The 21829-nt window shown below is 66.3% G+C and carries 12 protein-coding genes; 6 read left to right on the plus strand and 6 right to left on the minus strand.

Annotated features, from left to right (window positions below; genetic code table 11):
• Positions 1-67 precede the first annotated feature (67 nt).
• The 4 genes from pbpC to OSH10_RS06760 form a co-directional block, all read right to left on the minus strand.
• The gene (gene pbpC, locus OSH10_RS06745) at positions 68-2170 is read right to left on the minus strand and encodes a penicillin-binding protein 1C (protein ID WP_266330869.1); all 2103 of its coding nucleotides are present in this window, start codon (positions 2168-2170) and stop codon (positions 68-70) included.
• A gap of 303 nt (positions 2171-2473) precedes the next feature.
• Positions 2474-8008 (minus strand): alpha-2-macroglobulin family protein, encoded by a 5535-nt coding sequence (locus OSH10_RS06750; RefSeq protein ID WP_266330870.1) that lies wholly within the window; start codon positions 8006-8008, stop codon positions 2474-2476.
• A gap of 170 nt (positions 8009-8178) precedes the next feature.
• Positions 8179-9102 (minus strand): response regulator transcription factor, encoded by a 924-nt coding sequence (locus OSH10_RS06755; protein WP_266330871.1) that lies wholly within the window; start codon positions 9100-9102, stop codon positions 8179-8181.
• Positions 9095-12454 carry a hybrid sensor histidine kinase/response regulator gene (locus OSH10_RS06760; RefSeq protein ID WP_266330873.1) on the minus strand — a complete coding sequence of 1120 codons (3360 nt, stop codon included), beginning with the start codon at positions 12452-12454 and terminating at the stop codon, positions 9095-9097. Before OSH10_RS06760 ends, OSH10_RS06755 begins: the two co-directional genes overlap by 8 nt.
• Before the next feature lie 545 nt (positions 12455-12999).
• Between OSH10_RS06760 and urtA the strand changes: the two genes are divergently transcribed.
• From urtA to urtE, 6 genes are all read left to right on the plus strand, one after another.
• On the plus strand, positions 13000-14253 hold the full coding sequence (urtA, locus tag OSH10_RS06765) for an urea ABC transporter substrate-binding protein (protein ID WP_266331136.1): 1254 nt from the start codon (positions 13000-13002) through the stop codon (positions 14251-14253).
• Between the two features lie 366 nt (positions 14254-14619).
• The gene (gene urtB, locus OSH10_RS06770) at positions 14620-16236 is read left to right on the plus strand and encodes an urea ABC transporter permease subunit UrtB (RefSeq protein WP_266331137.1); all 1617 of its coding nucleotides are present in this window, start codon (positions 14620-14622) and stop codon (positions 16234-16236) included.
• Positions 16237-16408: 172 nt separating this feature from the next.
• Positions 16409-17566, plus strand: coding sequence for an urea ABC transporter permease subunit UrtC (urtC, locus tag OSH10_RS06775; RefSeq protein ID WP_407660683.1), 1158 nt, complete (start codon positions 16409-16411; stop codon positions 17564-17566).
• Between the two features lie 5 nt (positions 17567-17571).
• Positions 17572-18354, plus strand: coding sequence for an urea ABC transporter ATP-binding protein UrtD (gene urtD, locus OSH10_RS06780; protein ID WP_266330874.1), 783 nt, complete (start codon positions 17572-17574; stop codon positions 18352-18354).
• Between the two features lie 2 nt (positions 18355-18356).
• Positions 18357-18512: a hypothetical protein gene (locus OSH10_RS06785; protein ID WP_266330875.1), complete on the plus strand. Its 156-nt coding sequence runs from the start codon at positions 18357-18359 to the stop codon at positions 18510-18512.
• Positions 18513-18514: 2 nt separating this feature from the next.
• Positions 18515-19210: an urea ABC transporter ATP-binding subunit UrtE gene (urtE, locus tag OSH10_RS06790; protein ID WP_266330876.1), complete on the plus strand. Its 696-nt coding sequence runs from the start codon at positions 18515-18517 to the stop codon at positions 19208-19210.
• Here the strand turns inward: urtE and OSH10_RS06795 are convergent.
• Complete coding sequence (locus tag OSH10_RS06795; protein ID WP_266330877.1) at positions 19200-19397, minus strand: hypothetical protein; 198 nt, start codon at positions 19395-19397, stop codon at positions 19200-19202. The two genes, urtE and OSH10_RS06795, sit on opposite strands and share 11 nt — an antisense overlap.
• A 150-nt stretch (positions 19398-19547) precedes the next feature.
• Positions 19548-21734 carry a right-handed parallel beta-helix repeat-containing protein gene (locus OSH10_RS06800; protein ID WP_266330878.1) on the minus strand — a complete coding sequence of 729 codons (2187 nt, stop codon included), beginning with the start codon at positions 21732-21734 and terminating at the stop codon, positions 19548-19550.
• Positions 21735-21829 lie beyond the last annotated feature (95 nt).

Genomic DNA, 21829 nt, shown 5'->3' on the forward strand with positions numbered 1-21829 from the left:
TTGGTAGAAGTGGGTGTGCTGGCGCCAATGGCGTTCAAGGAGGGAAATCGCAGGGCTCCGTTCTGGCCTATTCCACGAAGACCGTCACGCGGTCGGAACGCCCGGCCGAATCGACGACGGACAAGGTAACAAATCCCGGCCCGTCCGGTTCCCAGCTTTCGGCCCGCGAGAACGGCGTCTGCGCGATCGGCACGCCATTGGCGAACCAGGTGAAGGGCGGCTGGCCGTTGCGGATCTTGATCATCAGCGGCATCGGATCGCCGGCGCGGATGCCGAGATCGACCTGGACGCCGTCCGGGGGGAAGGCGATCTGCGGCGTGTCCGGCGCCCGATTTGCGAGGGTGTCGGTGCCGCGAAACCGCTTCAGCGGTGGCGGCAACTCGCCATTGGAAGCGATCAGCGCGCCGCGCGGGGCGGTCGGCAGCGGTGCGCGCTCGCCGCCCATCTTGTCGAACGCCTCGAACAGCACCGGCGCCGCCGTGCCGATGCCGGAAAGGCCGGAGACCGGCGCGCCATCGGCCCGTCCCGCCCAGACGCCGATCACCGTGCGGCCGTCGAAGCCGATCGACCAGGCGTCGCGATAGCCATAGGAGGTGCCGGTCTTGTAGGCGATGCGGCCGCGCGCGCCGATGGTGGGCGGCGGCACGTCGGCCAGGATGTCGGCGACATACCAGGCGGCCAGCGGATCGAGCACGGGCGCGGTATCGGCCGAGACGACGATCGGCACCGGCTCGGGATGCAGCGCCACCGGCCGGCCGCCGCGCGCGATCGCCGCATAGACCGAGACGAGATCGCGCAGCGAGATGCCGACGCCGCCGAGGCCGACGGCGAGGCCCGCCGCCGACATGTCCGGCAGGCGCGGATTGGCGGCGGCGCGCTTCAGCCGCGCGATCAGCCGCGCCGGCCCCACCGCGTCGAGCACCTGCACGGCCGGCACGTTGAGCGACTGCGTCAGCGCGTCGTGGATCGTCACCGTGCCGCGATAGAATCCGTCGAAATTGACGGGGGCATAGCCCGCGAAGGCGGAGGGCTTGTCCTCGATCAGGCTTTGCGGATGGGCAAGGCCCTGCTCGAAGGCGAGACCGTAGATCAGCGGCTTCAGCGTCGAACCGGGCGAGCGCACCGCTTCTGTCATGTCGACATAGCCGTTGCGGCCGTCATCCATGAAGCCGGCCGAGCCGACCGAGGCGAGGATGTCGCCGGTGACCTGGTCGGCGACCAGAATGGCGACCGAGGCCTTGGCGCCGACTTTTGCCGCGCGCGTGCTGGCCAGCGCTTCCAGCTTCGCCTGCAGCCGACCGTCGAGGGTGAGCTTGATGACCGGATCGGCGGGATGTCGCTTGCGCGCCTGGTCGCCCAGATGCGCGGCGAGCATCGGGAACGGTCTTCTTGCTTCCGGAATGCGTTCGGTCTTGGCCGAGGCGGCGGTCTCTTCGTCCAGGATGCCGGCGGTAACCAGCCGGTCGAGCACGCGGTCGCGCGCCGCCTTCGCCGCCCTGGGGTCCCGGTCCGGCCGCCGCGCCTCGGGCGATTGCGGCAGGGCGACCAGCAAAGCGGCCTCGGCGATGGTCAGCCGACGCGGCTCCTTGCCGAAATAGGCGAGCGTCGCGGCGCGGATGCCTTCCAGATTGCCGCCATAAGGAGCGAGCGCCAGGTAGAGCGACAGGATCTGGGTCTTGTCGAGCTTCTGTTCGAGCGCCCGCGCATGGACGATCTGCTTCAGCTTGCTCTCCGCCTGCCGTGTCGAGCCGCCCTGCACGAGGCGCGCGACCTGCATCGTCAGCGTCGAGCCGCCGGAAACGACATGGCCATTGCGCAGGATCTGCCCGGCGGCGCGGGCAAAGGCGCGCCAGTCGACGCCGCGATGCGCGTCGAAGCGCCGATCCTCATAGCCCTTCAGCATGGTGAGGAACATCGGATCGACATCGGCGAGCGTCACCGGCAGTCGCCAGCGCCCCTCGGCGATCGTGTAGGGCCGCAGCAGCGTGTCGCTGCGGTCGACGACGATCTGCGAGGTAGGGATTTTCGCCGGATCGGGCAAGGGCGGCAGGGTCCGGTCGATCTCCGCCAGCACGCCGCCAAGCCAGGCATAGGAGAAGAACGCCACCAGCCCGAGCGACAGCCCGCCAATGGCGGCGCGGCGAGGCCATTTGGAGCGCGGCCGAGACACTTCTTCCCCCTCTCCCGCGGCGCGGGAGAGGGCAGGGGTGAGGGTCTTTCTATTTCTCTTCGTCGGATGAGCGAAGGCAAGCAAACCCCTCACCCAACCCTCTCCCGCAAGCGGGCGCCGGCTCTTGAGCGAACCCCGATCTGGCTTGCCGTTCATGGCTGCCGCCTGTCGAGGCTCGGCGCAAATCCCACGCTCGCCGTCATCCCCGCGAAAGCGGGGATCCATTCAGCCGGAGGCTTCGGCTGTATGGATCCCGGGTCTTCGCCCGGGATGACGGCGAGCGTGATCATGCGTTTCGTCCGCTCACTTCGTCGTGGTCGGGCCGACGATCTCGACCGAACCGGTGTCGGTATGGGCCTGGCGGTCGGGGTCGTACATGTCTTCCACCGTCGCGGCCGGATGCACGAACTGGCCCGGCGACACGGCGCGCACGCCATAGGCGACCGAGAATTCGAGCGGATCGCCGGCCGAGCGGGTCACCGCCGCGACGAAGCGGTCGGTGCGGGCCTCTGTATGGGCGACATTGGTCTCGACCTTCAGCCATTCATACGAGGACGTATCGCCCGAGCGCGAGATGTTGGGGTTCTCGATCTCGAAGCCGGCCGGCAGCGGATCGACCACCATCAGCCGTCCGAAACGCTGCTTGTCGGCCAGCACCCGCAGCACCACCACCAGCCGGTCGTTCTGACCGACCGTCGTCGGGTCGGCCTCGCTGCCGTCGGTGTTGAAATAGCTGCGCGTGATGGTGAAGCCCTCGCCGCCGGCCGGTTCCGGCGTGGCCGGGATGCCGGTCAGCGTCAACGCCGCGTCGAGCGCCACGTCGCTGGTGTTCTCCACCACCAGCGGACGCGGCGAGACGTCGGAGCCGAGCAGCTTGCGGTAGAGCGGCACGTCGGCGGCGTTGCCATCGACATCGATCGACGCCTGGCTCAGGTCCGACATCATCGCGGCCGCCGCCATCAGCATCCAGCCCTGTTCCTGGGTCGAGATGTAGCGGCGGTTGTCGCGGGTGGTGGCGACGTCGTCGACCAGGGTCTTGACGTCGAAGCGCTTGTCGCCGCTCTCGGCGACGAGCGTCAGCACCGCCGCCTGGTCGCGCAGGGTGGAGCCATAGTCCTCGCGCCCGGCCAGCATCGGGCCGTAGTGGCGCTGCAGGTTGTCGATCGCCACCTTGAGCACCGAGCCCGAGCGGGCCTTGTCGCCATACAGCGCGAGGGCCGCGCCGATCTGCGCCTGCGCCAGCGGCGTGGCGAAGTTGTTCAGCTTCGATTCAGCGTAGTAGCGCAGGTCGCCAATCGCCGCCTTGCCGTTGCGCGCCAGCACGTAGAGCGAATAGGCGATCGCCTCGCCACCCTTCTCGAAGTCGGGCGCATAGCCGACCTTGTTGGAGAGGTTGTCAAGCGCGTTGTTGAACGCGACCTCGGGCACGAGATAGCCGGCCGCCTTGGCGCGGGTCAGGAAATCCGTGACATAGGCGTCGAGCCAGAGATCCTCATAGCCCGGTCCCCAGAGGCCGAACGAGCCGGACGACGACTGGTTGTCGAGCACCTTGCCGATCGAATCCTGCAGGCGCTTGCGCAGCTCGCTGTCCTGCGCGATGCCGATCGTCGCCGCCACCTGGTTGAGGTAGAGCAGCGGCATCGCCTTGGACGTGATCTGCTCGGTGCAGCCATAGGGGTAGCGGTCGAGCGAGGCGAGGATCGCCGCCACGTCGAGCTTGGCCGAGCCGCCGATGGCGAGCGTCGCGCTGGTCGTTCCCGGGACGAATTCCGCGAAGGCGTATTCGTCGACGGTCAGCTTGTTGCCGGGCGCAAGCGAGATCAGCGAACGGCGCGAAACCGGCTGGCCGGCCGGGCGGATGCCCAGCATGTAGCTGCGGTCGAAGGTCTGGCCGTTTTCCGGGCTCGCCAGGCTGACGGTGATCTGGTGGTCGCCAATGTCGACCGCCTTGATCGGCAGCGCGACCGTCATGCGGCCGGCCTTTTCCAGCCGGACCTGCTTGTCGGCATCGCCGGGATCGATCGCGACGCCGGGCGCATCGACGGTGAGCTGGAAATCACCGGCCGGGCCTTCGACATTGTTGATCTCGACCAGGATGCGGCTCTGGTCGTCCGGCGTCATGAAGCGCGGCAGGCTGGCCATCACCACGATCGGATCGCGGATGATGACTTCCTTCTCGGCATGGCCGATGCCTTCCTTCGACCAGGCCATCGCCATGACGCGGACCGAGCCATTGAAGTCGGGCACGTCGAAGGTGATCGTCGCCTTGCCGTTCTCGTCGACCTTCACTACGCCGGAATAATAGGCGATGAGCTTTTCGGTCGGCGGCACCGACTTCAGGCCGGGCGCGCCGCCATCACCGCCGGAGCGGAGACGGCCGGGAACGCCCTGCATGCGGTCGATCAGCAGCCCGTAGAGATCGCGGATCTCCATGCCGAGCCGGCGCTGGCTGAAATACCAGCCGTCCGGGTCGGGCGTCTTGAACTGGGTCAGGTTGAGAATGCCGATATCGACGGCCGCGACCGTGACATAGGCCTCCTCGCCCTTCTTCAGATTGGCGAGCGTGACGGGGATGGTGAGGGGACCGCGCGGACGGATCTGGTCTTCGGTGTCGAGCTGGACGTCGATCCGGCGATCGGCCGGGTCGACCGGCACCCAGGCGAGGCCGAGCGCGCGCGTCGGCATGCGCTTGGCCTGGACGTCCATCGGCCGGAACAGGGTGGCGGTCACGTAGGCGCCCGGACCCCAATTGGCCGTCACGTCCAAGTCGACCGTGGTGCCGCCTTCGGGAACCTCGACCGTCTTCATGTCGATGACGCGGTCGTCGATCACCATGATCTGCGCGATGCCGGGGAAGCGCGGGTCGAGCCGCAGCTTGGCGGTGTCGCCGGGCTCGTAATTCTTCTGGTCGAGCGAGACGGTCAGCATGTCCGGCGTCTCGGAAGCGGCGGAGGCGTCGACATACCAGCCGGCGTCGAAATTGTAGCTCGAGGAGGTCGGCGTCTCGCCGGCGAGCGCCACCGTCAGGCGGAAGCGGCCCCAGTCGACCTTGCCCTCGATGGAGGCGGGCTTCGAAGCATCGAGGTCGACGGTGCCATTGGCGACGCGGGTCGCCGTGGTGATCGCCTCATACTTCCAGGCGCCGTCGCGGCGATACCACTGGTAGTTCGTGTCGAGCTTCTCGATCTGCCAGGTCGCGCCCTTGGCGTCGATGCGCTTGCCGTCCGGGCCGATGGCGATCAGCTCGAAGCCGGCGGCCGCCCCTTCCGAGACGCTGCCGTCGAAATCCGGCTTGATGCCGATATGCGGCTTGGTGCCATCGGCCGGCAGTGACAGCCGGCGCTCGACGGCGCGGCCATTGGTGTCGGTGACGCGAACGACGATCTCGGCGTTGAACAGCTTGGTCGTCTCGGGCAGCGTCGGCACGGTGGCGTCGAAGCTGGCCTCGCCCGCATCATCCGTGACGGCGCTGGCGCCGAGCGAATCCCTGATGCTTTCAACGGGATCGTCGGCGAGGCCGAAGGAGAAGCCCGGATAGTCGGCGCTGGTGCTGGTGGGCGTCGCGATGATGTCGCCGTCGACGCCGAGGCCGATCGCCTTGGCGCCGTAGAGATATTTGGCGGTCAGCTGGATCGGGAAGGTACCGCCGGAGGTCAGCCGTTCGGCCGTGGTCTTCAGTTCGAAGGCGATCCGCTCGGGCTCGAAATCGTCGACCAGGGCCGAGATTTCGGTCAGTGCCGCGCCATCGGGGTCGGCATAGAGCTGGAAACGCCAGGCGCCGCGCTGGGCGCCGTCGGGAATGGCGACGTCATGGCTGTAGCCGCCCTGACCCTCTTCGGTGAGCTTGGTGCGCAGGAATTCGACGCCATCGGGACGATCGACCACCAGCGTCAGCGGCAGGCCGTTGACGGCCTTGGCCTGCGCGTCGCGCAGCAGCGCCGTAAGATGCACCGTCTCGCCGGGGCGGTAGATGCCGCGTTCGGAGGTAAAGAAGGTGTCGAGCGGGCCGGGCGCCGGGCGTCCATCGACGCCCCGATCGGTCAGGTCGAAAGCCGTCTTCTTCATGTCGAGGAAGGCGTAGTCGCCGGCCGCCGTCTGGGCGACGAGCAATTGCGGCGCCATGCCGCCCGTGCCGCGCGCCAGGCCCGGCTCGAAATGCACATAGCCGTCGGCATTGGTGGTCGCTTCGCCCAGCACTTCGTCATTGGTGGCGACGAGCTTGACCTTCACGCCGGCCAGCGCCTGCGCCGTGTTGAGCGAGCGGATGACGGCATGGACGCCGTCATTGCCGGAAAGCGCCGACAGGCCGAGATCGGAAACGATGAACCATTGCGTCGCCAGCGAGGAATCATAGCCGTTGTCGCTGGAGCCCTTGGTCGCCGCCTTGGCGGTGATGACATAGACGCCGGGTTCGATCGTCTTCACGGCGTCGCCGATCGGGATCGCCGTGGTGATGGTCTCGTTCAGCTTCTTGGCGCCGACCTCTATCTGTCCCTTCCAGACGGAGACGCCCGACTGGTTGGCGATCTGACCGGCGGAATAGCTGTCGAGCTGGCGCAGGAAATTGCCGTCGCGCACCGCGATGGCGATCGAGCGGTCGCCGATGCGGTAGACCTCGGCGTCGATCAGGTCGGTGTTGATGCTGTCGATCGGGATCGAGGCGCCCTGGCCGGCGGGCAGCACATAGGCGTTGCCGGCGAAGCCGACCCAGGGGGCGCGGTCGCGGATATAGCTGGAGACGGAAGCGGTCTGCGCCAGCTTCTCGCCATCGGCGGAGGGCAGGCCGGCGCGGAAGCGCAGCGTATAGCGCTGGCCGTGCTTCAGCCCGTCGACGCAGATCTGGCTGTCCTGCGGCTCGACCGCCAGACCCTTGCCGCCCTCGACGATCACATAATCGGAAAGCGTCGTGTCGGCGACGGGCAGCGGATCGGAGAAGACGACGCACATGCGCGGCGAGGCGGCGTCGGCATCGACCGTGTTCGAGACGATGCGGAAGCCGCGCTCGGCGATCAGCTTGTCATAGGCGGCGCGGAATTGCGGGTCCTGCTTGTATTCGAGGCTGAGGCGATAGGCCTTGATCGCCTGCTTCCACATCTCGCGCCGTTCCAGCGAATGGGCGAGCAGGGCCAGCGACAGCGCCTGATCGCCGGCGCCGTCGGCGCGCAGATAGGCGTTGATGGCGGCGGAGGTGGCGGCCGCCAGCACTTCCTGGCGCTGCGAATAGTCGTCGGGATTGCGCTTCAGCAGGCCGAGCGCGAATTCGCGCCAGATGCCGGCGTCGTCGGGGGCAATCGCCAGCATCGCGCCGAGATCGCGCTCCAGTTCCGTCGTGTTGCCGTTCGCCCGCGCCCGGTCGGCGCCCTGGCGGATCGTGTCATAGCCGACGCCATGCGAGGGATAGTCCCGCGCCAGCGTGTTAAGCTGCGCCTTGGCCGCCTCGAACGGGGAGGGGCCGAGGAAGGTGAGTTCCTCGATCCGCTTTTCCTGGGTGGTCTTGTCGATCGCCTTGGCGACGACGATGCGGCCCGCATTGGCGCCCGGCGCGACGGCGAGGCTGCCGAAATCGCTCTTCAGGAAGCACCACTTCGCCTTGGTATTGTAGGTGAAGGCCTTGCAGGACTGGTCGTCGACGCAGGCCGTGGCGCATGTCTTCTGGTCGATGTCCTTGATCGTCTGCAGGTCGAAACCGGGATAGTCGGCGTCGCGGCTGATGATGACGCGGCGCGCCTCGCCATCCTGCGCCTGCGCCGGGGCGGCCAGCCCGCCCAGGGAAAGCGCCAGGCCGAAAGCGAGCCCCAGCAATCGGCTCGCACCGCGAATTCCGCCCATAGCGCGCATGTCTCTCTCCCGGAGGCCGTCCTTACCAAGGCGCGCAGTCTAGGCGTCGGAAGGCTTCAGGTAAAGCTGCGGCATGAAGGGGCTCGCACAGCTAAGTATTTATAATTGAATGGAAATAATTCTCGTCTGGCGCGTTTGTGATGCCGGTCACAGGAGCTGCGCGCTCGGCGCTATCCCTCGCCGAGCGCCGTCAGCGCGGTGATGGCGGCCGAGGCGCGGTTCTCGACGCCGAGCTTCTGGAATACCTGTTCGAGATGCTTGTTCACGGTGCGTGGCGAGAGGCCGAGGATCTCGGCGATGTCGCGGTTGGATTTGCCCCGCGCGATCCACAGCAGCACCTCCGCCTCGCGCTGCGTCACGGCGAACTGGCGGCGCAGCGTCGCTTCCTGGCCGCTGTCATCGTCACTCGACAGGCGGAACAGGAACTCGTCCTCGCCGGTCTTGCCGACAAAGGCGAGCTGCAACTGCCTTCCGCCCTCGACGGTGATGGGGCCGGGCGGGGCGAGGCCGCCGCGCTGGCCGGCCGAGATGCGCAGCCAGATCTTGACGCTTTCCGGCAGATGAATCGTGCCGTCGCGGTTCGGCAGCGTCGCCTCCAGCAGCTTCACCGCCTGTGGCGTGCACCAGCGGATCTCGCCCTCGCGGTTGGCGGCGAGCAGATAGCGCCCGGCCGTGTCGAGCGCCATGCGCGCGCTCTGCGCGGTGCGGGCATTGGCGAGATGGACGCGGATGCGCGCGAGCAGCACGTCGAGCACGATCGGTTTTGTGACATAGTCGACGCCGCCGGCCTCGAGCCCTTCCAGCACATGCTCCGTTTCCGACAGGCCGGTCATGAAGAGGATCGGCACATGCGCCAGCGCCGCATTGGCCTTGAGGCGGCGGCAGGTCTCGAAGCCGTCCATGCCCGGCATGATGGCGTCCATCAGAACCACGTCGGGCGTGATCCGCTCGACCAGCGCCAGGGCGCGCATGCCGGAAGTGGCTACCAGCACGGTGGCGCCGGACCGCTCCAGGGCTTCGGTGAGAAAACTCAGTGTTTCGGGCGAATCGTCGACGACGAGGACGATGTCACGGGCATGCGCCGGCTCAGTCATGCTCGCCCACCCCCTCGAGCGTCGTCTGGTACAGGTCGAAATCGAAATTGCGCAGATGCGTGCGCAGCGCCGCGACCAGCGGCTGGTTGTCGGTATTCCCGGCCAGCTCCGCCAGCTTCGCCTCGATGCCCCGGACATAGCCGATCTGGCCGAGATCGAGAAGTTCCCGCACATGATCGGCGCCCGGGCTGACCAGCGTCACGGGCGTCTCGAGTTTCGGCGGCGTGGGCGGCTCGTCGATCCAGTCGAGCTTCAGCAGCGCCTGGATGCGATCGAGAAGCTGCCGCATGTCGAACGGTTTTGGCAGCGCCGCGTCGTGCGCCGCGTCCTCGGCCGGCTCCGGCTGCATCTCGCCGAGGCTGGCCGACAGCATGACGATCGGCGCGACATGGCCGTTTTCGCGCAGCCGTCGCGCCAGTTCCCAGCCGGTCATGCCGGGCATGGAAATGTCGAGCAGGAACAAATCGGGGCGGATGTCGGCCGTCAGCGCGAGGCAGGCGGGGCCGTCCGGCACCGGCAGCACGATGAATCCGATCGGCTCGAGGATCTGGCGCACCAGCTCGCGATGGTCGGGGTCGTCGTCGGCGACCAGGATGGTGCGGCGGGCGCCCTGATAGCCGAAGACGCGGCTTGCCTGCGGGGCGGGCGGGGTCGGGCGGTCGATCGCCGCCAGCATCAGCCGCACCTCGAAGGTGCTGCCGCCGCCCTCCGTCGGCCGGAGCACGATGTCGCCGCCCATCAGCTGCGCCAGCATCTTGGTGATGGTGAGGCCAAGCCCGGTGCCAGGCACGGCGAGCGACTGCGAACTGGCGCCACGCTCGAATGGCTCGAAGATGCGCTCGATGTCGCCGGCGGGAATGCCGGGGCCGGTATCCTCGACCTTGAGCGTCGCGACCTGGCTGCGATAGCCGATCTTGAGCGCGACATGGCCCGTCTCGGTGAACTTGATCGCGTTGGAGAGCAGGTTGACCAGGATCTGGCGCAGCCGCTTCTCGTCCGTCGCCACCACTTCCGGCAAGGTGTCCGGCCGCTCGAAGCGGAAGGCGAGCCCCTTGGCCTCGGCCTGGAAGCGGAACATGTCGACGACCTGGTCGAGGAAGTCGGTCAATCGGATTTCGTCGCGCTGCAGCCGCAGCCGGCCCGCCTCGATGCGCGAGATCTCCAGCAGCCCGTCGATCAGGCCCGACAGATGCTCGGCGCTGCGGCGGATGACGCTGATATTGCCCTGCCGGGCCGGGGGAATCGTCTCGTCGCGCTCGAGGATCTGCGCATAGCCGAACACGGCATTGAGCGGCGTGCGCAATTCGTGGCTGAGGCCGACCAGATAGCGGCTCTTGGCCTGGTTGGCCGATTCCGCCACCTCCTTGGCGCGCTGCAGTTCGGAATCGGTCTTCCGGTGCGCCTCGATCTCGCGCAGCAGCAGGGTGGTCTGCCGTGCCGATTCCTCCTGCGCCACATGCCGGCTCTCATTCGCCAGCACCAGGAACCAGGCGGCGATGCCCGACACGATCAGCAGGATGAAGAAGGCGGCCCAGAGGGTCTGGGCGATGATGTCGCCATGCAGACCGCCATAGGCGGTCGCCTGGACATGGATCAGCAGCAGCACGAGGCTGATCACCGCCATGAACAGGGTCAGGATTCCCGCATATTGCACGATGCGCGGGCTGACCCGTGCGGCGATACCCGCCGGCAGGACGGCCGAAACCGCCTCGCTCACCTGGCTCTGCAGCCGCGCATGCGGCTTGCACAGATCATGGCAGCGCGCGTCGAGCGAGCAGCAGAGCGAACAGATCGGACCGGAATAGGCCGGGCAATAGGCGCTGTCCTCGGGCTCGAAATGGTGCTCGCAGACGGTGCACTGGATCTCCTTCAAAAGGTGCCAGTGGGCGCGCGGCTTGCGCGCCAGGTAGTATTTCCCGCCCGTCGCCCAGGCGATGGCGGGGGCCGTGACCAGGGCGACGCCGAGCGCGATGAAGGGCGCAAAGGCCCTGGCGACCTCGCCGAACGGGCCGACGGCCGAGACGAGCCCGAGCAGGGTCGCGATCGCCATCGCGCCGACGCCGACCGGGTTGATGTCATAGAGATGGGCGCGCTTGAACTCGATGCCGGGCGGCGACAGGCCGAGCGGCTTGTTGATGGCGAGGTCGGCGACGATGGTCCCCAGCCAGGCGACGGCGACCACCGAGAACAGCCCAAGCGTCTGCTCCAGCGCCCGGTAGATGCCGAGCTCCATCAGCAGCAGCGCGATCGCCACGTTGAAGACGAGCCAGACGACGCGGCCGGGATGGCTGTGGGTCAGACGCGAGAAGAAGTTCGACCAGGCCAGCGAGCCGGCATAGGCGTTCATCACGTTGATCTTGAGCTGCGACACGACGACGAAGGCGGCGGTCAGGAATAGCGCCGCGTCCGTCCAGGGCAGCACATAGCCGAAGGCGACCACATACATCCGCGCCGGTTCGGCCGCGTGCTCGACCGGCACGCCATGGCGCAGCGCCAGCACGGCCAGGAACGAGCCGAACAGCAGCTTTGGCGCGCCGACGATGATCCAGCCGGCGCCGGCCAGCAGCGTCGCGATGCGGCCGCGTCGCCCTTCGAGGCCTGCGGCCGGCAGGAAGCGCAGGATGTCGACCTGCTCGCCGATCTGCGGCATCAGCCCGAGAATGACGGAGCTGGCCGCCCCCAGCGCCACGATGTCGAGGCCGTGATGGCCATTGGCGGGTGCCAGCCCCTCAAAGGCGAACCAGGTAGCGACCGAACCGGAATCCTGCCAGAGGATGAAGCCGACCGGCAGGAGGTTGAGGAAGATCCAGAGCGGCTGGGTGAAGATCTGAAACCGGCTGATCCAGGTGATGCCATGCGTCACCAGCGGAATGACGGCGGCGGCGCTCAATATGTAGCCGAGCCAGATCGGGATGCCGAAGGCGATTTCCAGCGCCGTCGTCATGATCGAGGCTTCGATCGCGAACAGGATGAAGGTGAAGGTGGCGTAGATCAGCGAGGTGACGGTCGAGCCGATATAGCCGAACCCGGCACCGCGGGTGAGCAGGTCGATGTCGACACCGTAGCGCGAGGCGTAGCGGGCGATCGGCAGGCCGGTCAGGAACAGCACGACGCCGACCACCAGCGTCGCGGCGATGGCGTTGATCGTGCCGTGCGACAGGGTGATGGCGCCGCCGATCGCTTCCAGCGCCAGAAAGGAAATCGCGCCAATGGCCGTCTGGGCGACGCGCGGCGTGGTCCAGCGCCGGGCGCTCTTGGCGGTGAAGCGAAGCGCGTAGTCTTCCAGCGTCTGATTGGCGACCCAGCGATTATAGTCCCGGCGGACGGGTAGGATCCGCTGTCGTCCCGTCATCGCGCGTCTGCTTATCTTCTGGGCCTGCCTAGGATTTGAGCGATCATGCGGGATCGGTCGCCGTGACGCAAGAGCTTCTGGTCGCCTTCGGGCGCGACGGATTGGGGACGGCGGTAGAAAGACCCTCACCCCAGCTCCCTCCCGCCCGCAGGCGAGGGAGCTCTGTCGCGCGTGTCCCTGCGGGCGAGACACCCGAGCAACCGGCTAGGTCTTTTCTCCCGCTATCAACCGACGCGGCCGACCTCCTCTCCCGCGGGCGGGAGAGGGCTGGGGTGAGGGGCTTGCCTCAACCCCATCTCCCGTCCCACTCCGCCAGTCGTGATCCACATACGTCAATCGACGTATATGCTGCACCGCGAAAACTATCGGACAGTTCCCCTCACGAACGAGCCGACATCGCCTTCCAGAGCGCCAGGTCTCGTCTCGCGATTGTCGCAAGCCAACCGCTCCGCCCGGCCGCAAAAGCCGGGAAAAGGGCTGAACAGGGGGAATTGAGACCGATGAGCTATCTGAGCCGTACATTCGGCGCGATCGCAACGGCCGCCATGATTGGCGCCGGTGCAACGGGCGCCATCGCTGCGGAGGAGACCATCAAGGTCGGCGTCCTCCATTCGCTTTCGGGAACGATGGCGATCTCCGAAACCACGCTGAAGGACACCGTCCTGTTCCTCATCGACGAGCAGAACAAGAAGGGTGGCGTCCTCGGCAAGAAGCTGGAGGCGGTCGTCGTCGATCCGGCCTCGAACTGGCCGCTCTTCGCCGAGAAGGCGCGCGAGCTGATCAGCCAGAACGGCGTCTCGGTCGTGTTCGGCTGCTGGACCTCGGTTTCCCGCAAGTCGGTGCTGCCGGTATTCAAGGAACTCGACTCGATCCTGTTCTACCCGGTCCAGTACGAGGGCGAGGAATCCGAGCGCAACGTGTTCTACACGGGCGCCGCTCCGAACCAGCAGGCCATTCCCGCCGTTGACTATCTGATGAGCGAAGACGGCGGCTCGGTGAAGCGCTGGGTGCTCGAAGGCACCGACTACGTCTATCCGCGCACCACCAACAAGATCCTCGAAGCCTACCTGCTGTCGAAGGGCGTCGCCGCCGAAGACATCATGGTCAACTACACGCCGTTCGGCTTCTCCGACTGGCAGACCGAAGTCTCCGCCATCAAGAAGTTCGGCTCGGCCGGCAAGAAGACCGCCGTCGTCTCGACCGTCAATGGCGACGCGAACGTGCCGTTCTACAAGGAGCTGGGCAATCAGGGCGTCAAGGCGACCGATATTCCGGTCGTGGCCTTCTCGGTCGGCGAAGAAGAGCTTGCCGGCATCGACACCAAGCCGCTGGTCGGCCATCTCGCCGCCTGGAACTACTTCCAGTCGATCGACACGCCGGAGAACGCGGAGTTCATCAAGAAGTGGCGCGCCTTCATCGGCAACGACAAGCGCACCACCAATGACCCGATGGAAGCGACCGTCATCGGCTTCAACGCCTGGGTGAAGGCCGTCGAAAAGGCCGGCACGACCGCTCCGGACAGCGTCATCGATGCCCTGATCGGCGTCTCGGTGCCGAACCTGACCGGTGGCTTCTCGACCATCATGCCGAACCACCACATCACCAAGCCGGTCTATATCGGCGAGATCCAGGACGACGGCCAGCTGGACGTCGTGTGGCAGACCCCGGGCCTGGTCGTCGGCGACGAGTGGTCCGACTACCTGCCGGACTCCAAGGACCTGATCTCCGATTGGCGTGCGCCGATGTCCTGCGGCAACTTCAATGTCGCCACCGGCAAGTGCGGCGGCAAGGGTTCCTGACACCTTGCCATCCGCCTAAGCCAGACGGGAGGCGGAATGTCCGCCTCCCGTACTGCCTTCGAGAGTGCGGTCATCGGGGAAAAGACACCCCTCCCCAAAACCGGCCGTGCCGGTTTTGACCCTCCCTCAAGGGGAGGGTTCGGAGGCGGGGCGCTTCGATGAGGCAACTCGATCGCGGAGACCGGATCGTCTGACTGGGTTCCGCTCGAACCCTCCCCTTGAGGGAGGGTCGAAAACGCCTTCGCGTTTTCGGGGAGGGGTTCGACAAGAACGAACTCTCCGTCACATCTGCGCGAGCCTCCGACCAGCCGGGGCTCCGGTCCGCCAGCTCCATGTCCAGATACCGAGGACAAACCCGTGGTCGACATGATCTCCCGCTTCAAGACCCTTCTCGCCACCCTGGCTCTCGTCTTTCTCGCGGCCGTTCCGGCAGCCCACGCCGACGATCTGAAGCCGCTGGTGGATGGGCTCGGCAAGTCCGGCTACGCCGCTTTGAAGGACGCCGTCGGCGCGCTCGCCGCGACGGGTGATCCGGCGGTGGCGCCGATCCTGCAGTCGCTTTCCGCCGGCGATCTCTATGTGCGCAAGTCCGATCGCGCCGTTTTCGCCGCCACCAAGGCCGAGGGCGGCTACAAGCTGACCGATCCCGCGACCGGCGCCGACGCCGGGACCGCCGCATCCGGCGAGATCGACAAGATCAAGGTCAACAATGCGGTGCGCGAGGCGGTGACCGCGGCGCGCGGCTCGCTGACGCTGATGAGCCCGGATATCGCCAAGCGCCGCGCGGCCGCCGCTGAAATGTTCCGCAATGGTGATCCGGCGCAGATTCCGCTGCTCGATCAGGCTCTCGCCAAGGAAACCGACGCCGGCATCGCCGCGACGCTGCAATTGGCCCGCGCCGCGGCGATCCTGAAATCCGACCAGCCCGATGCCGACAAGATCGCCGCCATCGCCGTGTTGCAGGCCAAGGGCGGCCGCGACGTGCTGGGACAATTGACGGCGATCGAGGCGTCCTCGACCGATGGCGCGGTCAAGGCCGCCGCCGCCAATGCGCTGTCCTCGATCCGCGGCACGCTGAAGCTCTGGGATGGTGCGCAGAACATCCTCTATGGCGTCTCGCTCGGCTCGGTGCTGCTGCTCGCGGCCATCGGTCTCGCCATCACCTTCGGCGTCATGGGCGTCATCAACATGGCGCATGGCGAGATGGTGATGCTCGGCGCCTACACGACCTTCGTCGTGCAGGAGCTGATCCGCAACAACGTGCCCTGGCTGTTCGACTGGTCGCTCGCGATCGCGCTGCCGCTCGCCTTCCTGGTGGCCGGCCTGGTCGGCGTGCTGATCGAGCGCATGGTGATCCGCTTTCTCTACGGCCGCCCGCTGGAAACCCTGCTCGCCACCTGGGGCGTGTCGCTGATCCTGCAGCAGGCGGTGCGCACCTGGTTCGGGCCCAACAACCGCGAGGTCGGCAATCCGTCCTGGATGTCGGGCGCGTTCGAGCTCGGCAATCTGACGATCACCTACAACCGCATGTGGATCGTCGTCTTCTCGCTGGTCGTCTTCGCGGCGCTGATGCTGGTGCTGAAGCGCACCGCCTTCGGCCTGCAGACTCGCGCCGTGACGCAGAATCGGCCGATGGCTTCTTCCATGGGCATCCGTACGCCTTGGGTCGACGCGCTGACCTTCGGCCTCGGCTCGGGCATTGCCGGCATCGCCGGCGTGGCGCTCAGCCAGATCGACAATGTCAGCCCCAATCTCGGCCAGGGCTACATCATCGACAGCTTCATGGTCGTGGTGTTCGGCGGGGTCGGCAATCTCTGGGGCACGCTGGTCGGCGCCTTCACGCTCGGCATCGCCAACAAGTTCCTCGAGCCCTATGCCGGCGCCGTGCTCGGCAAGATCCTGGTGCTCGTCTTCATCATCCTGTTCATCCAGAAGCGCCCGCGCGGCCTGTTCGCGCTCAAGGGCCGGGCGGTGGAGGCATGATCGGCCGGATGGTGGCAACGGCAGATACTTTGCACCTCTCCCTGAGGGAGAGGTCGACGGCCAAAGGCCGGCGGGTGAGGGGTTACGGCCTCACCGGTTGGTTCCCTAACCCCTCACCCGGCTCTGCGAGCCGACCTCTCCCTCAGGGAGAGGTGAAGAAAGGGCTCCAGTCATGATCACCGCCTTCATCCTGCGCGCCCTCGACCGCCGCACCTCGATCGTGCTCGCGGTCATCCTCGGCATCGGTATCCTGCTGCCGGTGCTGAATCTCGCCACCGACCCGTCGAGCCCGTTCCATGTGCCGACCTACGTCCTGACGCTGCTCGGCAAATACCTGACCTATGCGCTGCTGGCGCTGTCGGTCGATCTGGTCTGGGGCTTCTGCGGCATCCTCTCGCTCGGCCACGGCGCCTTCTTCGCGCTCGGCGGCTATGGCATGGGCATGTATCTGATGCGCCAGATCGGCGATCGCGGCACCTATGGCAATCCGATCCTGCCGGACTTCATGGTCTTCCTGAACTGGAAGGAACTGCCGTGGTTCTGGTACGGCTTTGACCACTTCTGGTTCGCCGCCCTCATCGTCCTGCTGGCGCCCGGCCTGCTCGCCTTCGTGTTCGGCTGGTTCGCCTTCCGCTCGCGCGTCACCGGCGTCTACCTGTCGATCATCACCCAGGCGATGACCTATGCGTTGCTGCTGGCCTTCTTCCGCAACGACATGGGCTTCGGGGGTAACAACGGGTTAACAGACTTCAAGGACATTCTGGGCTTCGACATCCAGGCGGACGCGACGCGCGGCGCCCTGTTCTTCGCCTCGGCGGCGGCGCTGGCGCTCGGCTTCTGGATCTGCCGCGCGGTGATCGCCTCCAAGTTCGGCAAGGTTCTGGTCGCCGTCCGCGACGCCGAGAGCCGCACCCGCTTCATCGGCTACCGGGTCGAGGGCTACAAGCTGGTGGTCTGGACGCTGTCGGCCATGATGGCCGGCGTCGCCGGCGCGCTGTACGTGCCACAGATCGGCATCATCAATCCCGGCGAGTTCGCCCCGGCCAATTCGATCGAGGCGGTGATCTGGGTGGCGGTCGGCGGCCGCGGCACGCTGATCGGCCCGATCGTCGGCGCGTTGCTCGTCAATTTCGGCAAGACCTGGTTCACCTCCGGCATGCTGGCGGAATACTGGCTGTTCGTGCTCGGCGGCCTGTTCGTGCTGGTGACCCTGTTCCTGCCCAAGGGCGTCGTCGGCTCGTTGATGACGAAGGGCTCCCGGAAGCCGGTTGAAAAGCCGATCGAGGATGTCGTGGCGCCCGGTGTCGCCGCCGGCCAGGCAGCGGAGTGAACGCCATGACCGTGACCAACGAGCCAACCCGCGTCGCGCATGCAAAGGCCAGGGATTCCCTGCTTTACCTCGATGGCGTCAGCGTTTCCTTCGATGGCTTCAAGGCCCTTCGCGGCCTGTCGCTGGTGATCGAGCCAGGCGAGATGCGGGCGATCATCGGCCCGAACGGCGCCGGCAAGACGACGATGATGGACGTCATCACCGGCAAGACCAAGCCGGATTCGGGTGACGTCTATTTCGCCGGCGATACCGACCTGACCCGCATGGACGAGGCTTCGATCGCCTCGCTCGGCATCGGCCGCAAATTCCAGAAGCCGACCGTGTTCGAGAGCCACACGGTCTGGGACAATATCGACCTGGCGCTGGCCGGCGTTCGAAAGCCCTTTGCAACCCTGTTCCACCGCACGACCAAGGCCGAGATCGCGCGGGTGGAAGAGATCCTCGAGACGATCCGCCTGATCGACAAGCGCGACTGGCTCGCCGCCAATCTCTCGCACGGCCAGAAGCAGTGGCTGGAGATCGGCATGCTGCTGGCGCAGGAGCCGAGGCTGCTGCTGGTCGACGAACCGGCCGCCGGCATGACCGACGCCGAGACAGCCGAGACCGCGATCCTGCTCAAGGAAATCGCCAAGACGAAATCGGTCGTGGTGGTCGAGCACGACATGACCTTCGTGCGCGACCTCGGCGTCAAGGTGACGGTGCTGCATGAGGGCTCCGTGCTCTCGGAAGGCTCGCTCGACGTCGTCTCCGCCGATCCCAAAGTCATCGAAGTGTATCTGGGGCGATAGAGATGGCGGCCGAGCCCCGGAGCGATATCGAGCCCGCCGAATCTGCCAAGCCGGCGAAAAAGCGGGTGCGCGAGCCACGGTTGCGCCGTTCCGCCGCCTGGAGCCTGACCGTCGCCGCACATGCGGAACCGACGAAACTGCCGGAAGAGAAGGGCTGACCATGCTCGAAGCGAAGAACGTCGATCTGTTTTACGGTGCGGCGCAGGCGCTGCGCCACGTCTCGCTCTCGGCCGAAACCGGCAAGGTGACATGCCTCATGGGGCGCAACGGCGTCGGCAAGACCAGCCTGTTGCGCGCCATTGTCGGGCAGAAGCCGATTGCCGGCGGCGAGATCCTCTGGGAGGGCAAGCCGCTCGGCCGCATGGCGCCGCATGAGCGGGCCAAGGCTGGCATCGCCTATGTGCCGCAGGGACGGGAGATCTTCCCGCTCCTGTCGGTAAAGGAGAATCTGGAAACGGGGTATGCACCGCTCGCGCGCCGCGATCGCAACATTCCCGATTATGTGTTCGATCTGTTTCCTGTGCTGAAGGACATGCTTCGCCGGCGTGGCGGCGACCTGTCAGGCGGTCAGCAACAGCAATTGGCCATAGGCCGGGCGCTGGTGATGCGACCGCGATTGCTCGTCCTCGACGAGCCGACGGAAGGCATCCAGCCGTCGATCATCAAGGATATCGGCCGCGCCATCACATGGCTCCGCCAGCAAGGCACGATGGCCATTCTGCTGGTGGAACAATATTTCGATTTCGCGCATGAGCTTGCCGATGATTTTGCCGTGATGGACCGCGGGGAGATCGTCGTCTCGGGGCCGCAATCCGAAATGGGCTCGGAGATCGTCCGCGCCCATCTTACCGTATGAAGCAGCGCTCCATGGCCTCGAGGTCGCGGCTGCGCCGGGGCTCGATCTTGCGCTCCATCTTCCGATAGAGCTTGCGGATGTCGTCCGAGTGAACGCCGTCGCTCGCCATCATCAACCCGATGATCGGGTCATGCAGCAATTCGTTGAGTGAAGCCTCCCGTGGGAAGCAGGCGGTGGAAACGTCCATGACGGTTCTCCTGATCTCGCTTCGATGGGGGATACTAACCAGATCCATGTGCGCATTTTATGACGGAGTTCACACGCCGGGTTCACATTCGCTTGAGACATGGCCGTCTTTCGCGCTGGTGAACCCGACTTGTTGTTTTGCCGCCGTAGCTTAGTGGCAGCCGGATGGCAGCGTGCCCGGCTTGATGACGGTGCCGCCGACCGAGAAGCTCTCGCCATGGGCCTGCGTCAGGACGGTTGACGTCCAGGTGCCCGTGTCGGCGATGCAGTTCGCAGAAGCCTGGCCGACGGCGATGTTGCCCGACAGGTTGTTCAGTTCGCCGGCAAGGTGAACCGCCCCGTCGGTGGAACTGGCCACCTTTACCTTGTCGAAGCTGACATCGCCCAGCGCGCCGCCGAAGAAGGACGGACCGTAGAGATAGATGCCATGCGTTCCGGCATCGGTGATCTCGATGTTGGAGAAGGCGACGTCGGAGGAGCCCATGTTCATCATGATGCCGGCGCGGCTGGTGTCGCGGATCGTCACGTTCGACACGGTGATGTCGCGCGCCGGATCGGCGAAGGAGGACGGGCCGATGAACTGAAGGGCATTAACGCCGCCAGCCAGTGTGAGGCCGTCCATGCTGATGCCGGAACTCGCCATGATCACGATCAGGTCCATGGTCCGGTCCATGGCGGTGTTGTCGATCGACAGGTTCCGGATCGAGATGTCGGAGGCGCCGACCAACTGCATCGCCTCGCGGCGGGTGTTGGTGATCGCGACGTTCTCGATCGTCAGGCCGGTCGTCGGGTTCGGCGCTCGCAGGCCGTAGATGTCGTTTTCCCAATCATCGATGTCATCGAAGGCCGCGTTAGCGAAGATGCCGTAGGTAACGTCCCGGATTTCGACGTCGCGGATCGTGACGTCCTTGGCGGAGAACAGCGAGATCGCGGTGTTGGGCACGCTGCGCTCGGGATCGTAGATCGAGAATTCGCATTCGGTGTTGTTGGCGCAGATCGTCAGGTCGTGGATCCGGCTGCTTTCGATCAGCGCGCCATCCACTTCGCTCAGGAGGATGCCGTTGCCGGCGGTCTGGGCGACGTCGAGATCGCGCAGGACGACGTTGCCGACGCCGTCGGCAAGGATGCCGTCGCGGCCGCCGCGGATCGCGAGGCCGACCGCGCCGCTGTCATCGGCCATGGCCAGCACGTCCGCCGTCGTGGTGGTCCCGACCAGACGGGTCTCGGCGCCCGCGCGCATGAAGGTCGCCGTGCCGCCGCTGCGGGCACCGATGATTTCCAGGCCGCCCTGGCCGCCGACTAGGAACTGGCCGGAAGAAAGCAGCAGCGTCTGGTCGAGCTGGATCACGCCATCGGCGAGGATGAGCGCATTGTCGCCTGCTGCCGCGATGGCCTGGTTGATCGCCGTCGCGTCGCCGGTCGCCGAGGAGACGCTGCGGACATTGCCGACGACATTGCCGGTATCGGCATAGATCGCGGCTTCCGCGTCGCCGGTCGCGCCGACTGCGGTGCGGATGAAGTTGGCGCGCTCGACCCGCTGCATCATCGGATCGCGATTGGCGAGCGCAGGGCCCGCCTTGCCGAGTGGGATGCGGAGGCGCGCGAGGAACTGGCCCTCGGCCTTGTCCTCATTGTCGTAGGTGAATCCGGCCGACAGACTGAAGGTCGAGCCTTGCGTGAAGCCCGGCAGGTCCGCGAAGGATAGTTCCGCTCGGGCGCTGACGCCGGTGATGTCGTCGAGGCGGTCGCCATCATACCAGTAGCCGCCGCCATAGAGCATCATCTGGGCCGAGGACTTGGCGTCGAACATCGGCAGCCGGAAACCGGCCTCGCCGTCAAATCCAGCGAGCGCGTGTTCCTGGCCGGCGCGGAACACGAGGCGTCCGGCCTCGATCAGCGCGGCGTTGGCCTCGGCGGCGGTACCGTACTTGTCACCGAAGGGCAGATAGCCATTCAGGCGAAACACCATGTCGCGCGAGAGCAACTCGGCGCCGGCGGAGATCTGGTGGAAGTCGTTGTTGTGGCCGCTGCGAAGATAGTCGTAGTAGCCGTAGGCGCCGACCGTCCAGATGCCGTCCAACTGCATCCGCCAGCCGAGACCGGCGGAAAGCTGGCCCATCTGGTCGTTGTTCATGTGGCCGCGAATGTCGCCGAAGCCGGTCGACCGGTCGCCGAAGCCGAAGGGCAGGAAGATGTCGAAGCCGCCAATGGCGCCGTTTTCCTGGCCACCTCCCAGGGTGATTTCGACAGTGGGGCCGACGGCGTCGGCCTGGGCCGAGGCGGTGATGGCGAGCGTCGAGGTGGCGCAGAGCAGCGCGGCGATTGCGGAGGATCGCATGGTGCAGGTCCCGGTTCCAGAATGGGCCGGGATTTGAAACAATCGCCCGGCAATGACTGCCGGGCGGTATAGGATCGAATCAAGTCATTGAAAAC

This window comes from Kaistia defluvii (assembly GCF_026343955.1).
Taxonomy (GTDB): domain Bacteria; phylum Pseudomonadota; class Alphaproteobacteria; order Rhizobiales; family Kaistiaceae; genus Kaistia; species Kaistia defluvii.